Origin of the sequence: Microcystis sp. Msp_OC_L_20101000_S702 (genome assembly GCF_007095705.1) — a bacterium.
Taxonomy (GTDB): domain Bacteria; phylum Cyanobacteriota; class Cyanobacteriia; order Cyanobacteriales; family Microcystaceae; genus Microcystis; species Microcystis ichthyoblabe_A.
Map to the genome: position 1 here is coordinate 1 of NZ_SFBO01000066.1, position 16,013 is coordinate 16,013.

At 42.6% G+C, this 16,013-nt stretch carries 9 protein-coding genes; 2 read left to right on the forward strand and 7 right to left on the reverse strand.

The window, feature by feature from the left end:
- Nucleotides 1-271 precede the first annotated feature (271 nt).
- The 4 genes from EWV60_RS06705 to pdxA form a co-directional block, all read right to left on the reverse strand.
- A complete protein-coding gene (locus EWV60_RS06705; protein WP_287231638.1) occupies nt 272-3,673 on the reverse strand; it encodes an Eco57I restriction-modification methylase domain-containing protein in 3,402 nt (1,133 codons plus the stop codon).
- A gap of 424 nt (nt 3,674-4,097) precedes the next feature.
- On the reverse strand, nt 4,098-7,427 hold the full coding sequence (locus EWV60_RS06710; protein ID WP_287231639.1) for a helicase-related protein: 3,330 nt from the start codon (nt 7,425-7,427) through the stop codon (nt 4,098-4,100).
- A gap of 108 nt (nt 7,428-7,535) precedes the next feature.
- A complete protein-coding gene (locus EWV60_RS06715) occupies nt 7,536-8,900 on the reverse strand; it encodes an NAD-dependent succinate-semialdehyde dehydrogenase (RefSeq protein WP_287231640.1) in 1,365 nt (454 codons plus the stop codon).
- Between the two features lie 23 nt (nt 8,901-8,923).
- Nucleotides 8,924-9,952 carry a 4-hydroxythreonine-4-phosphate dehydrogenase PdxA gene (gene pdxA / locus EWV60_RS06720; RefSeq protein ID WP_287231641.1) on the reverse strand — a complete coding sequence of 343 codons (1,029 nt, stop codon included), beginning with the start codon at nt 9,950-9,952 and terminating at the stop codon, nt 8,924-8,926.
- Nucleotides 9,953-10,209: 257 nt separating this feature from the next.
- Here pdxA and EWV60_RS06725 point away from each other — a divergent pair, with 257 nt between their 5' ends.
- Both EWV60_RS06725 and corA read left to right on the forward strand, forming a co-directional pair.
- On the forward strand, nt 10,210-11,496 hold the full coding sequence (locus EWV60_RS06725; RefSeq protein WP_287231642.1) for an RNA-guided endonuclease InsQ/TnpB family protein: 1,287 nt from the start codon (nt 10,210-10,212) through the stop codon (nt 11,494-11,496).
- Between the two features lie 114 nt (nt 11,497-11,610).
- Nucleotides 11,611-12,768, forward strand: a complete 1,158-nt coding sequence (gene corA / locus EWV60_RS06730) for a magnesium/cobalt transporter CorA (RefSeq protein ID WP_287231643.1) — start codon at nt 11,611-11,613, stop codon at nt 12,766-12,768.
- Nucleotides 12,769-12,896: 128 nt separating this feature from the next.
- Here corA and EWV60_RS06735 read toward each other — a convergent pair whose 3' ends face one another.
- From EWV60_RS06735 to EWV60_RS06745, 3 genes are all read right to left on the reverse strand, one after another.
- Complete coding sequence (locus EWV60_RS06735) at nt 12,897-14,552, reverse strand: CHAT domain-containing protein (protein ID WP_287231644.1); 1,656 nt, start codon at nt 14,550-14,552, stop codon at nt 12,897-12,899.
- Nucleotides 14,553-14,615: 63 nt separating this feature from the next.
- Nucleotides 14,616-15,599, reverse strand: a complete 984-nt coding sequence (gene holA / locus EWV60_RS06740) for a DNA polymerase III subunit delta (protein ID WP_002755450.1) — start codon at nt 15,597-15,599, stop codon at nt 14,616-14,618.
- A gap of 177 nt (nt 15,600-15,776) precedes the next feature.
- Nucleotides 15,777-15,929, reverse strand: a complete 153-nt coding sequence (locus EWV60_RS06745) for a WD40 repeat domain-containing protein (RefSeq protein WP_287231645.1) — start codon at nt 15,927-15,929, stop codon at nt 15,777-15,779.
- Nucleotides 15,930-16,013 lie beyond the last annotated feature (84 nt).

Consider the following 16,013-nt stretch of genomic DNA (forward strand, 5'->3'; position numbering starts at 1 on the left):
CGTTGGGGGCGTGGCGCCGCCCCCAAACCCCCCGCGCATTAGTTTTTCGGTGGGATGCTTACACGCGGCTGCTGATACATCTGTAATAATTTAAGAGTCACTCTTGCAAGTGGAGTGACTCTCCTGATATGTAGCCTCTACTCAAGGGATTTATTCTGATTGAAGAATTGGCGTTATTTTAGCTTCTATTTTCCAGTCAAGGGACAGGTTTTGGGGTTTATGGGGTTTTAGTTCAATTTCCCCACTTCCCAATTCATAATTCATAATTCCCCTACAGGTTTTGATAAGCTTTGAGGGTGGCAGTTTTGACGCTTTCGGGGACGAGGGGAAAGGTAGTTAATATATGTTGAAATTCTGTTGGGGTTAATTCATACAAGTGGGCGACTATTGCATCTAATTTCGCTCTAATTGCCATTCTTTCTGCTTCTTCTGTTACTCCATTTTTATGGGAACCTATCCCCACTTCTTTCGCTAATTGATCAAATTCTTCTGTAGTACAAATCAATTTTGTTGCATTTTCTACTATCTCCTGAAAGTATTTATCTCCCTCTTTTAGTCGGGGGATAGGTAGCTGATAGATGTAGAAAAAATTTATATTAGCAGATACCCGATGACGAAGGGAATAATCTAGCACAAAACTATTCCAGATAGCAACCAAGAATAAACATTCTTTATTGTTGGTTGCACGATTAACTTCTTCTTGAAAATGTACAATAGATTGAAAGTTTTCTCCATGAAAAGCAGGAGGTATAATGGTAGCTATTAAAGTTCTACTATCAGTGTTCCTAGCAATTTTACGAAATCCAGTTCGATAGGTTTGATAGTCTAGTATCTGCTGATTATCTGGCAATTTTCCTAATATTGCTTTTCTTCCTTCTGATTCATTTATCCAATAGCGCGGTTGAGATAAACCATGGCTGAACTGTTCAATCATTTTTCCTTCGTAGAGGGGTAGTCTTCCCTTTGCGGGTTCAGTTTTAAATAAATAACTATCAGTAGTCATGTTAAATTCTGATGTTAACTTGAGATTCCATGTATCGGGAAGGGTTTCTCCTAGCAGGGGAAAACGAGACATTTTTTCAGCGATATGAATATCTATATCTTGTTTAAATTCCATTACCGAGAGGGAATCGGGGGATAGTTTGCGGATTAAATCGACGCTAATTACTAAACTATCTTTATGGGGAAACCGTTGTAATTCCTCAACATCGTGACGCATAAACTCTACAGGAAAGGAAAGAGTTTGTTTATTTTTCTCAAAAGTTAAGATAGCAAACTTAAAACTTCTATGGACATTTTCAAAAATTTCTTTACGATTTTCAAAACAAAATAATCCTGTCACATTTGTCTGAGAAAATAACATTTCTCGCAGTTGTTTGGTTCCTAAATCGGTATAAATTCCACTGGGAACAACTATTCCACATTCTCCCTGGGGATGGAGTAGATTAAAACATTGTTCTGTAAATAAACAATAAAGATTAATTTTCCTTGAAGCACTTTTGCCGTTAATTACAGAATTTTGATTTCGATATTGTTCGGACTTTTTAAAATAAGCACTAACATGGGGATAACCACTACAATATTCTAACCAAGCTTTTTGGATTTCTGGATTCTCTAAAAGTTTATCTCGCTGTTTGTTCCATGATTTTATATCAAGTTTGTTTTTCTGAATTAAACTATCATACTGCTGAAAAAATTCCTTTTCATCGGTTTGAAAGACTTCCCAAGGGGGATTGGTGATAATCACATCAAAACCACCTTTTTCTGTAATCAGTTTATCGAAGTGATAACCCCAGTGGAAGGGTTTCAGGGATTGCATATCAGAAAGAGTTAATAAACGTTTCTTTGCTTTTCCCGTTAATTGTGCGGATTCGTACTTAATTGACAACTTACCGCTAAACTCATCTAAGAGAATTTGGTTTAATTTCTGCACCGATTCGCGGTTGACATCCTCGATGTGATTGCGTAACATCTGAAGACGGTTTTCTTGGGGGGTTCCCTCTACTTCTCCCAACCGAAAAGCGTGTTCTTTGTATAATTCAATACTGCGGTTTTTTTCCGCGAGAATTGTCTGATAATTTTGCGCGGTGAGGGTTTGCATGAGATTAAAACTTTTTCCGTCCACGCGAATTAAACCGATGAGGGAATTTCCCGACATGATATTAAAATCAATATTCGGTAAGGGTTCCAATTCTGTCACCGATTGTGCGGCAGCAACTAAAGCGAGAAATAAACGCAGTTTTGCGATTTCCGTCGCTTCCTCCATGATATCGACACCGTAGAGATTATCGGAAATAATTCTTTTTTTGATGTAATATCCGAGGGAGGGATGGGATTTTCTTACCTCTGTTAACCACTGTTTTAATTTACTGTCTCCCCGTAGTTCAATTGTCCCAATCACCGCGCTATAAATTCCGATTAATGTCTTCATCGCAGCCACTAAAAAAGCACCGGAACCACAGGCAGGGTCTAAAATAGAAAGCTGGGGAAGAATATCTTCAATCAGAAGCTGACAGAGGGGAGAATCGAGATTAATTAGTAGTTCAGAAATACTGGCAAATTGTTTGCGGGGATAATGTTGATTACTTCTCTCGACAATCCATTTATTAATCGTCCTATCACAGAGATATTCAGTAATCTCCGGACGGGTATAGTAAGCACCGAAAGCTTTTTGGTTGATGTACTTTTCAAAGATATATCCCAAGACATCGGGGTTAATTTCGTCATCGCTTCCCCCCGGAGTGTCGTCAAGGTTCCAAGAGTAACGGGAGAATAAATCGAGGATATTCTCAAATGCTTGGTCATCAATACAAATGTTTTGATAAAGATTTTCGAGGGGATGTTGGAGAAATAATCCTCCGTTAAGATATTTGACTTTTCCCACCAATGCAGTTACTGTCTCATCTCGTTGGGATTCCGGTTGAGCGAATGCTTGGAAAAAGAGGGTTTGCAGAAACTGACGATAAAATAAATTTTTCCCGCGTCGTTGACTTGCTTGTAATTGGTTTTGCAGATAGTTGAAGTCGTTATCGATAAATCCCTTGCGCTGCAGGAAATAGACGAACATTAAACGATTGAGAATAACGGAAGTGTACCATTTTCGATCGCTTTCTCGATCAATTCCTTGGATAAAGGGGAGGAACTGTAAATGCTCTCGCTGAAATTCCTGATAAAATTTCTTGGTAATCTTTTCGATATCGAAACCTTTTTGTAAGCGATGGGCCACCTCCACCACGGAGGGTTCCCCATCTTCAAAATCGGTGATATCGAGGACTAATTCCGCTAGTTTACCGAGAAATAAATCTCCCGGTTGTCCTTTTATATAAAGATGGTCGCGGATATAACTTTTACTTCCCTCTCTTTTTACCCAGTACCATAAACTGCGTGTCCGTCCCCCATCGACGAAAATTAGCAGATTTTCGGCAATTCTTTCGATAACTTGCTGGTGAATGTCCCGACGAAGTTTCGCATCGGGTATATCGGTAGTTGTCACCTCTAATACTGCTACTCCCGACACTTCCGCAATCCGTTGACAGGGATATTCTTGGTTGTCAACGGTGATACTAACAGTTTTTTTTGCGCGAGGATGAGACCATCCCAATTCCTCGATAAACAGTTCCCCAAATTGGAAGTTAGATAATAAGTCGCGAGTCCGGGAGAAGTTGAGGGGCATAATGGATAAATATCGATAAATTATGAACCAATCCAATTCGCTTCGCTGAGATTGGAGATACATTTAATATAGCAAAAGGTTTGATCCCCCTAAATCCCCCTTGATAAGGGGGACTTGAATTGGTTAGATCCCCCTAAATCCCCCTTGATAAGGGGGACTTGAATTGGTTAGATCCCCCTAAATCCCCCTTGATAAGGGGGACTTGAATTGGTTTATATCCCCCTAAATCCCCCTTGAATTGGGGGACTTGAATTGGTTTATATCCCCCTAAATCCCCCTTGATAAGGGGGACTTGAATTGGTTAGATCCCCCTAAATCCCCCTTGATAAGGGGGACTTGAATTGGTTAGATCCCCCTAAATCCCCCTTGAATTGGGGGACTTGAATTGTTTTGATCCCCCTAAATCCCCCTTGATAAGGGGGACTTAAGAAGGTTGAAATAGACCCAGGGAACAAATAATCTGAGGTTCTTGGGTGGATTCTTGTGGGTGAACAATACAGAGACGGTCATCTTGATATAAAGATACCAGTAAATCTGCCAATTGTTGGTCACTGATGCCGGTTCTTAAACCACGATTTAAGCGATCGAGAGCCGACTGTCTAAGGGGATAATGATACAATTGGTCGAGAGCCTTGCATAAATCCTCATGAGCAAATAGATCATCCTTACTATCTTGAGAATACCTTTTTAAGCGCTCGTAGGTCTTAAATTTTGCTCCCGTCAATCGTCCCAATTTAGATCCGGAGTTGTTTTCCTCCTCCGCAATTAATTCTGTACCTTTTTGTACTAACTGATGGTGTTGGGGATGGGGGGGAATGGCCGGGGTTTGGGGATGACAGGCAGCGGACCGTAAAATAGTTAATTGGGATTGAGTCACACTATTTCCCTGCTTATCAATCCATGCTAAAGCATCATTCCCCCCGGCAGTTTTTAGATAAACCATGACTCCCTCCGGATGGGTTGCTGTCCCACTATGGCAACGGGTAGAATAAACCACCGGCGGCAGATCCTCTATGGTATGTTTTAAACTAGGGTCAACTTCGATCGCATTTTTCCAAATTTGATACGCTTCCGAGGTTAAATCCACTTCTTGATCCTCCTCCTCATCGATAACCTCAGATTTTTCATGATACAGATCTAATAAAGTCTGGTTATCCATCTCCTCCTCAAAAAATACCTCATCGGTCCCCACCACGTCCGCATTCTCTCGCAGTCTTTGAGATAGTCTCGTCCGCAGTTTAATAATTCTCTCCACTCCCTCCGCAGGTAAAAAGGAATAACAGAGAATCTGACTTGCTTTTTGACCGATTCTATCTACCCTTCCGGCCCGTTGAATCAGGCGAATAATTGCCCAGGGTAGGTCATAATTAACGATAATGGCACAATCCTGTAAATTTAACCCTTCACTCAAGATATCCGTCGCAACCAAGACTCGTATTTCTTCCCCCACTTGCTGAGAATTACTGCGGGGACTAAAACGATGGACAATTTCCGCAGGATTAGCAGAGTTTCCCGTCACTCCCGCAATCTTATCCACTCCCCGATTTTGCAACTGAGTGACTAAATAACTGACTGTATCGGCAAATTGGCTAAAAATTAACACCTTTTCTTGGGGATGATTCTCCTCTAACAGCTGCCATAACTTCTCTAGCTTTTCGTCGGTCTCCGGCTGCCAGGTTCCACAGGTTTGCAATAATGCTATTAAAGCCAAGGCATCGGATTTTAGGTCTTTTTTCAATGCGGGTTTAAACACCTCGGGGTTAATCCACTGAAAGCGCTTGCGATAATCACCGCTATACTTTTGATACACTTGTTCGGCTCTTTTTTGATACTCTTTTTCTAACCCGGTTATCCCCCCAGTCTCCTCGGTTTCTATACTTTCATCTTCTCCCTGAGTGACTAAATCCTCATCCAGATAACGAGTGTCTAACAAAGCTGGATCCTGACTCCCGATGGGAAGGGGTAAATTATTGGCCATGGCATGAAGGAAAATATAGTTACGGAGAATATGACGGTCAAGGGATTGCAGGAAAGCATACCCTCCACTCTCCAAACGTTTAAATAAATTCGTCCGACAAAAACCCATTAATCTTTTACCCGCACGGGATAGACTTTTTAAGATGGTTTCTTCCTCTTCTGTCCCTTTGCATCCTTTAATTAGATAATTTCCCAATCCGTAACGGGGTAACTTCAATCCGTTGAGAGTTATCACCACTGCTTCCGAATATAAACGCGCATAAACCGAGTCTTGTAGGTCAAACTTGATTGTCTTTAGTTGTCGTTGGGGAAGATAAACCCTCGACCCATCAGCAAATTTTAGATACCGACGACCCTGTTCGTCTTCTGTAGCATAATTATTTTCGATAAAACCGCGAGTCCGTCTAATCATATAGAGACGCATTAAGTCTCTCCAGTCGTCGGGAGAGTCACTTTTTTCAAAGGCTGCTAGGGACTTAACCGCAGATTGGTATCTGCGGTTAAATTCGATTTCTCCTCCCAGAGATTCTAGTAGTCTTTCGGGACGAATTCCGAGATTAGTATCCTCTTGAATGAATAAACGCAGTTGATTGGACAGGTCAAGATAGTTTTTATTGTAGGGAGTCGCAGTCAAGAGAATACAGCGACTTTCATTGGTGTTAATGTACTCCTGTATCACCCGATAACGTTTACCCTCCCGATTGCGTAGGTTATGACTTTCATCGATAATAACTACCCGATAGCGCCGCAGATTGGGTAATTCCTGCATAACCTGACTTAAGGGGATAATTTTCGCTCTTAATTTGTATTTATAGCTGTAATCCTCCCACATAGTCAGGAGATTTTTCGGACAAATAATTAAGATTTCTAAATCGTAGTCTTCCTGCAAAATATATGCTAGAATGGAAGCGATGCGGGTTTTTCCTAACCCCACCACGTCGCCAATTAGTACCCCACCGCGTCTTTGCACATAACGAGCGGCAATTTTAATGGCCGATTTCTGAAAATCTAGTAAGTCTTGGTCAAACTGTCGGGGAATTTTGTATTCCGCTAAACCGGCTCTCGCTTCAAAGGAAAGATGGTAAGCTATTTTTAAATAGATATGATAGGGGGGAATAAGACTTTCTCGGGCCCAACTTTCGTTAATCACCTTGACAATATCCGAGGATATATCCCAACACCAAGCATCGAACCAACGATCATTAAACCACTTTTGTAATTTGGCACAAGCATCGTGGTCAAGGACATCAATATTTAATTCTCCCTGCTGTTGTAATCCCGCAAAAGTTAGATTACTACTACCCAAAAATCCCACCGTTGGGTTATTGACATCCTGTCGATGAATAAGGTATAATTTAGCATGGAGATTATAGCCCAAAAATAAGCGAATTACTAACTTACCCGCTTGAATTTGTTTTCCCAAACGTTGCAAAGCTTCCTGATCTCGATTACTAGGATTCCCCCAAGTTAATTGTTGGCAAAAATCCTGAACAATTTGTTTTCTTAAACGAGCAGAAGTAGCCTTATCTATATCATTTGAGCGCTTCAATAAAGACAGGGATTGCTGTAGTAATTCCTGTGGTGCTTGCTGCATACCAATCAGGAGACGACAACAGGACAAATCACCCCCGAGAAAGTGATCAATATAGGTATCGATGGACTGCCAACCGCGCAAATTAAAATAACCCACGCAAAAATCAGCGCGTTGGGATGCTAATAAACTTTCGCGTAAAATTGGCAATAAATGGGACTCAATATTATCAATAATACGCGGCATATTTTTAATCCGTAGGGTGCGATCTTCGATAGTGTAAACTAGCGATAATTATGGTGAGTGATTTTGGTTATGGTGGTGGGTTACGCGTTGCTAACCCACCCTACTGATTTACTTAATCCAAACAGTTTTAACGTTGACAAATTCGCGAATACCTTCCACACTTAATTCCCGACCAAAACCGGAACGTTTAATCCCCCCAAAGGGTAAACGAGGATCGGATTTAACCATACCGTTAATAAACACACAACCGGCCTCAATTTCGGTAATTAAACGCTCAATTTCTGCGGGGTTATTCGTCCAGGCACTAGAACCTAAACCAAAGGGACTATCATTAGCTAAAGCGATCGCTTCCTCGATATTTTTGACTCGAAATAGTAAAGCCACCGGTCCGAAAAATTCCTCTTTTTCCCCCGGAGAACCAGCAGGAATATCGGTTAAAATCGTCGGTAGATAGAAGTTACCTTTCCCCTCTAAACGTTGACCCCCCACAAGGACTTTACCACCCATAGCGACGGTTTTTTCCACTTGAGCGGCAATTTCCGAGACGATCGATAGCGTGGCCAAAGGACCAATATCAACAGTTTCATCGAGGGGATCACCAACTTTTAAAGCTTGGAATTTAGCCACCAATAACTGTTCAAATTGATCGGCGACAGTTTCCATAACAATAAACCGTTTAGCGGCGATACAAGTCTGACCATTATTTAACAATCTTGCCGTCACTGCCGTAGCCGCTGCTGCCTCGATATCGGCACTATCTAAAACGATAAAAGGATCACTACCTCCCAACTCCAAAACCACCTTTTTGATCTGTTTTCCGGCGGCGGCTGCTAAACTCATCCCCGCCGGTTCACTACCGGTTAAAGTGGCGGCTTTTACCCGTTCATCGTTAATTAAATCACTAACGCGATCGGCCCCGATCAAAAGAGTTTGAAAAGTGCCTTCAGGAAAACCAGCTTCTAATAAAATTCTTTCCACCGCTAAAGCTGATTGGGGAACATTAGAAGCGTGTTTGAGTAGGCCGACATTTCCCGCCATTAAAGCGGGAGCAGCAAAGCGAAATACTTGCCATAAAGGGAAATTCCAGGGCATAACCGCTAAAATTACCCCTAACGGTTGATAACGGACGAAACTGCGACTAGCATCGGTGGCAATCAACACATCTTCCAGATAACCGGCGGCATTATCGGCATAAAAACGACAAACCAAGGCACATTTGAGGACTTCTGCGATCGCTGACTTGATCGGTTTCCCCATTTCTAAAGTCATGGTTTTAGCCAATGCTACTTGATCCCGTTCCAAAATATCCGCCGCTTGCCGTAACCACTGTCCCCGTTTACTGATGGCGGTGCGGCGATACTGCTGAAAAGTTGTCTCAGCTAGGGCCAATTTCGCCGCCAATTCCTCCGAGGTTAGAGGGGTAAAAGTCTTGAGAATTTCGCCAGTGGCAGGGTTAACTGAAGCGATACCCATATCCAATTGTCTCCTATCGAGCGCTATATCTCTAGTTTAGTTCTCTGGTTGTACCGCTGCTGACATAATTCGATCGCTAATTGGATCGCCGCTTGCATACTCTGGGCCCTAGCGATGCCAAGGCCGGCGATATCAAAAGCCGTCCCGTGGTCTGGAGAGGTGCGAACAAAAGGTAAACCGATGGTAGTATTAACAGCACAGTCAAAAGCCATTAATTTCACGGGAATTAGACCCTGATCGTGGTATAATGCCAGATATGCGTCGGCGGTTTGCCCTGCACCGCTAAACCAAGCGCGTCCCGGTTCCACCCAAAGGGTATCGGGGGGGACAAGGCCGATTAATTGGGTTTGCGGGTATTTTTGTCCCATTGACTGCAACCAAGGCTGTAACCAGTCCTTTTCTTCCCTTCCCAGTTTTCCCGCTTCGCCACTGTGGGGATTAAGGCCGGATATGGCGATTTTGGGGCGATCGATGCCGAAATCTAGCTTTAAAGACTCGATCAATAGGTCTAGTTTTCGGGTCATCAGATCGGGGTTAAGAGCATCAGGAACTGCTCGCAGGGGGATGTGGGTAGTGGCGAGGAGAGTGCGTAAGTTATAGCCGGTGTGAGGGGATTTAGCGACGAATAGCATCCCATAACGGTTAATTCCCGCCATGGTAGCTAAAACCTCCGTTTGACCGGGGAAATCATAACCAGCCAACTGCCAACAGGATTTAGCGATCGGACCGGTGACAATACCGTCAAATTCGCCCTTGAGGGTGCGTTTTATGGCTTCTTGCAGGTAAAGAAAGCTAATTTCACCACTATGGGCATCCCCACGCCCGAAAACGATTTTTTCTTGATTGTAGGGCAAATCGATCAGAGAAAAGCGATCAAGAAGATGGGGATCGTGATAGGCTTTTTCGAGAAGCGTTCTGGTGCCGATTAGAGTAATCTGACAACCGGACGAGATTGCGGAATCGGCGATCGCTTTTAACACCACTTCAGGACCGATCCCGGCGGGATCACCGACGGGGATAACTAGACGGGGAATAAAAGAGGCGGATTCCATAAATTTTGGCCGTCAATATTGCTAATTCTCCCGATTAATCTCATCGTTGACAATTATCAGGAGGGAATAAATCAGTAAACAATCTTCAGTTTACCTAAAATGTCGGATGAATGCCCCCGCTAAATTTTTCGACAAGACATCAACCTTTGCGGGGGATGAAATCCGACCAGGATATTGACTGCGAAGCACGATTTTAATTCTACCATTTGTAGGTAAACTGTGTTATACTTAATTGATCCAGGGTCGAGGATTAATCAATGCTAGTCGTAGAAGCCAAGCTAAAAAACGGGACACCAGAACAATATCACCGGCTTGATGAAGCAATTAGAACATCTCAGTTTGTGCGTAACTCTTGTGTTCGTTATTGGATGGACAATAAGGGGACAACCCGGAATGATCTTCAAAAGCTTTGTGCGGTACTAGCTAACAATAAAGAGACACCATGGGTTAATAAATTAAACTCTCAAGCTCGTCAATCGGCTGCTGATAGAGCCTGGCAATCAATTAATAGGTTTTACCAGAATTGTCATGCTAAGATACCGGGGAAAAAGGGTTTTCCTCGGTTCAAAAAGCATAGCCGTTCGGTTGAGTATAAACTAACAGGCTACAAACTATCTGATGATAGACGTAAAATCAAGTTCACTGATGGCTTTAAAGCAGGAGAATTTGATTTATGGTGTAATCAAAAAACCTTAGTTTATTATTCAGAGCAACAGATTAAACGGGTAAGAGTTGTTAGACGTGCCGATGGTTATTATTGCCAGTTTTTGATTGACGTAGAACGGCAAGAATACCATAAACCAACGGGACAAATAACAGGAATTGACCTAGGGTTAAAGGAATTTTATACCGACGCTCAAGGCAATACAGTAGAGAATCCACGTTATTTAAGAAAGTCAGAAAAACGACTTAAAAAAGCACAACGACGATTATCAAAACGATTTCGTAAAGGAAAGAAACAGTCTAACAACTATCACAAGCAACGGATAAAAGTGGCTAGGCTTCATCTTAAGGTGTCAAGACAACGTAAAGACAAAGCAATTAAAGATGCTTTGGCGTTAGTCCAGTCTAATGATCTGGTAGTTTATGAAGCTTTAAAGGTAAGAAACTTAGTCAAAAACCGTAAACTTGCCAAGTCGATTAGTGATGCTTCTTGGTATCAATTCACTGAATGGTTGAATTATTTTGCCAAGATTTATCGGATTGTTTGTGTTGCTGTACCACCACATTTCACGACTCAAGATTGTTCAGTTTGTGGGACGAGAGTTCAAAAAACCTTAAGCACTAGAACTCATCAATGTCCCAATTGTAAAACAGTCTTAGATAGGGATGATAATGCAGCAATAAATATTCTTAAAAAAGGGTTGCAATATTTGGGAAATCATCTGAACGGTACTGTTGGGCAAACAGAAACCGACCCAAACGCCTTGGGAGAGTCCGACCTCTGGGTTTTCAGTGGAGACATTGAGGATCTAAGTTGTCTCGTTGAACAAGGAATTTCTAACAGCGATGTGGAAAGAATCCCCCGTCACAGCGTAGCTTGACGGTGGGAGTATGTCAATGTAATCTCATGGCGATAGATAGTAACTTTAGGCAAATTAAATTTTTTAACTTTTCTGTTTTCTTATTGCCCAAATTAGCCAGATTGTTGTAAGCTTATGACCCAACTACAACCCGATATATTCGTCAACAATCGTCCCGATACCGATGGAGACGAGGAAGAAGACTACTTCGATTATTTTTATGATGAACCGGGTAGTGAACCAGGGACATTAATTATCGAACCGGATGCCAAACCCTCGCGGATTATTTTAATTGACTACGATGAAGATAACGCCATTCGCAAGGTGGATATTACTCCCAATGCTTGCGCCCCCTATATTGGCACAAATACCGTGTCTTGGATGGATATTCAAGGGTTAGGGAGTGAGACGGTTTTAAAACAGGTGGGAGAAATTTTTAATCTGCATCCTTTGTTATTAGAAGATGTGGTTAATGTGCCGCAGCGTCCCAAGTTAGAGGACTATAACAATCAATTGTTAGTGATTTCTCAGATGGTGCGACTGAAAGAAGATGAAAGCGGTTTTGATACAGAACAGGTGAGTTTTGTACTAGGAAAACGCTATCTTTTAAGTTTTCAAGAGGAGGAATTACAGGACTGTTTTGAGATAGTCAGAGATCGAATTCGCACTTCCCAGGGACGAGTACGGAAATCGGGGGCGGATTATTTAACCTATTTATTATTAGACACGATTATCGATGGTTATTTTCCCGTGGTAGAACACTACGAAGATCGGATTGAGGCGTTGGAAGATATGATCATTAGTAATCCTGATCGAGATACCATGCAGGAAATCTATGATGTCCGTCGGGAATTATTGGCACTGCGTCGCTTAATTTGGCCGATGCGAAATGTCCTACATTTACTGATGCGTGACCATCATGGTATAGTCAGCGATGAAGTACAAATTTATTTTCGTGATTCCTACGACCACGTCATTCAAATTCTGGAAATTATCGAAGCTTATCGAGAATTAGCGGCGAGTTTGATGGATGTTTATATGTCCACTATGGGCAATAAATTAAACGAAATTATGAAGTTTTTAACCGTAATTTCGACGATTTTTATTCCCTTAACTTTTATCGTTGGTGTCTATGGCATGAACTTCGAGAATATGCCAGAATTAAAAGGAGAATGGAGTTATTTCCTTGTCTGGTTAGTCATGTTAGCCGTAGCGGGAGGCTTGATTTTCTACTTCTGGCGCAAAGGTTGGTTTAAACCAATTTATTCCCTGAAAGAGGAAGCAAAAACTTAGTTAACGAAGGCAGGAGTCAGGAGACTCCGAGACAGGAGACAGGAGATTATTTCTATTTATTCTTCCCACACCCCACACCCCACACCCCACACCCCACCCCGACGACAAACTTTTTCAGCCAACCCTAATTATTCCACCACAAATGCGAGGATTTGGCCTTGGCAACTGCCGAAGCGAATCTGTAAACCGGACTCTAGGGGAACTTCTTGGTTATGAACCTGTTTCCAGTGGCCATCTTGGTAGATAAAAGTACCAAAACGGGAGAAATCTTCGAGAAAGTATTGATAGTCTGGATAATCGGCATTTTTACGGCAAATTATCCGACAATGGTTTTTACTAACCCATTTTTCAGTAATCTGTAGATCATTTTCCATGTCCCGTCCTATATTCATGGCACCACCACGGATTGACCATTTTCTTTCGGGACGATCAAGATAGTATAAGAAAGCGGCGGGCATGGTTCCGGAGATATTGGGCATAACCGTCGGTGATTGAGTCTCATCAAGGGTTTGCAGCAATTGCCCGTCGAATTCCGGGTGCATATAGAGAATCGGCAAAGTCCAAGCGGGTTGATTGTACTTGTAGAGGGTTAATAATTGCTGCCTGGCGATACGAACGGCCTGATCAATAGGGACTCTTGGAGCGGGAAACAACTTGGACATCTGCGCTTCTTTGTCTTTGAACCCGAAGAGGGTGCGGGTAAAAACTTCGATAAAACTCAAGGCCTCTCGATCAGCGATCGCATCTCGCATGGCCAAAACTGCGGGAACGCCATGGTGAATCAAGACTTCCGCCAGACTGCTGCGGGGAATCATCTCCTGACCCGATTTAGCGGGATAAGCCCCCCAACAGGCATTAAAAACCGCTAAAATAACTTGATTTCTCACCAAAGCTTGGGCTAACTCCGTCCCGTTTAGCTGTTCCCCCGGCCGCAGAAATAGGGAACCGCCATTGGGGGCGGCGATTCCGTGACCAGCGTAGAAAAAAGCTTTATATTTACCCGTATCCAAGGCCTTGGTCAGTTCTTCGGCCCCTGGTCGAATTAGGGTATCGACTTTAACTTTCACTCCCCAATTCTGGAGGGAACCACTGCCCCCAGGGGAGATAGACCGGATGAGATTGGCGGCCTCGGATTCCAGTGCCTGGTCGGGATTAGTTTCTCCATCGGTATTAATGGCGGTGAGGTTGAGGGAACTAGCGGCGGTTTTAATCTGTTTTTCGCCGATAACTAAGAGAATATTGAGACTATTACTCGGTTTTATCGGTGGTAGTGGTTCCACATCGCTGGTGGTCCGGCTAAAGAGTATATTCGGATGCAGAGATATAGCCTGTTTACCCGCTTGCTGCATAATTTCCCAGGGCAGCAGAATTAAATAGGGATTGCGACATTCCAAGCGAATTCGCAGGGGCTGATTTTTGCCGAGAGCGATTCCCTGACTTTGGGCGAAACTTTGACCAATTGATGCTTGAAATAACCATTGCCAGAGACTAATACCTAGTTTCTGCATTAATCGACCTCCATAACTGCCGCCTTCTCCCGAAAGAGTCAGTTTAGGTCGGGGATTTCCCTCTAATTGCTCTAACATCGGCAAGGGCGGCATTTTTTCCAGACAGAACATTTCCTGCCATGCCATCCATTCCGTGGTTAGACTCTCGGTCCATTCACAGTCATGATGCACATATCCCCCCGGTAGGGGTGCTTTCGTCACCCAACGGGCGAAATTATTACTCGTGGCTAAACTAGAGATGGCTAAATTTAGACTAGGGATGGCATCATCGGTCATTGTGGTTCTTGAGAAGTCTCTAGAATCTTATTCTAGAGGATTTCTGAACAGCAAGGAAGAGTATTAAGTCACCAATAAACAACAAAGTTCAATAATTTTTGTTTGCAAAGTTGCCAAAGGTTCTGCACCCCGCTTGAGACGATATTCTAATTCCAGAAGTATGGGCAAGGTGGCGAGAAGTTGCTTAGAAGAAAAGGATTGTATCTCTTTGCGAATGAAATATAGTCGCTTGGGATTGGCAATTTCGGCGGCGGCGGCGATATTTTTCTCGTCTTTTTCTCCTTCTTCAATTTTTAATTTTACTATTGCCCAAGTGCGAAATTGACCCCCTAGGGTGGCGGTGATAGCCAAGGGGTTCTCGTTACGATTTAATAATTCATTGACTAATTCGAGGGCCTTGCCTGTCTCCCGTTTTAAAATCGCACTAGCTAACTGTAGGCTGCTTTGATTGCTGGCATTGACTAAGCTTAAAATGTCCTTTTTGTCAATAGTTCCCGCCGAATTATTTTTAAATAAACGCAGTTTTTCTAACTCCATCCACAACAAGCGGCTGTTATTTCCCACTGATTCTGCTAAGAGTTCGATCGCATCGGGGGTTAATTTTACCCCCACTTCTTTGGCAATTTCCCTAACTCTTTGGGCAATTTCCTCGACTTTCCAAGGCGGAATTAGTTCAAATTCTTTAACCTCGGCCTGATTTTGGATAAACTTACTCGATTTTAAGCGGGAGTCGGGTTTTTTGGCACTGGTTAATAACAGATAGGAATTTTCGGGTAAATTGGGCAAAGTGCGCTGTAATTCCTTGAGAATATCCTCGGAACATTGTTGACAAATAACCGTATCGGCTAACCAAACTAAACGATTTCCCATGCCGAAAACTGGAGTCATCGCTTGATTGAGGGCCTCGATAATTGCCTCATTGCGATCACCATTAATTTTATCATAATTAAACTGTATCCAATTGGGATCAAGAAGTTTTGCTTGCAGATTTTTCACCGCTTGGTTGATAGCAAATTCATCTTCTCCCCAATAAAATATTGTCGGCATGAGTTTCTAATTATAGCAGTTAAGTAGGTAGGTGTTAAAAGTTGTCAGACACCCCTCTGATCAAGGGGGGACTAAGGGGGAATCGGCACCCCCCTTATTAAGGGGGGCAGGGGGGATCAGAAGCGAAATTTATCTTCAATTTAATTATAACTACTTACTTATCTTGAGGTGTCACTATTACCCATTTTGCCAGATTTTTACAGTTTTGTCAGCACTACCAATAATTAAATATTTACCATCGGCACTAATTACTAAAAATAACAGTTTGTCTGTGGGTTGATCAAGAGTTGCTAATTTTGCTTTGCTTGTTAAAGACCAAAACTTAATCATTTGATCCGAAAGCTTGTTTAATCTGATCAGCACAAGCAGCAGAGGATAAACCCAGAATTTCCTAATATTAACGCTGGCTATTCA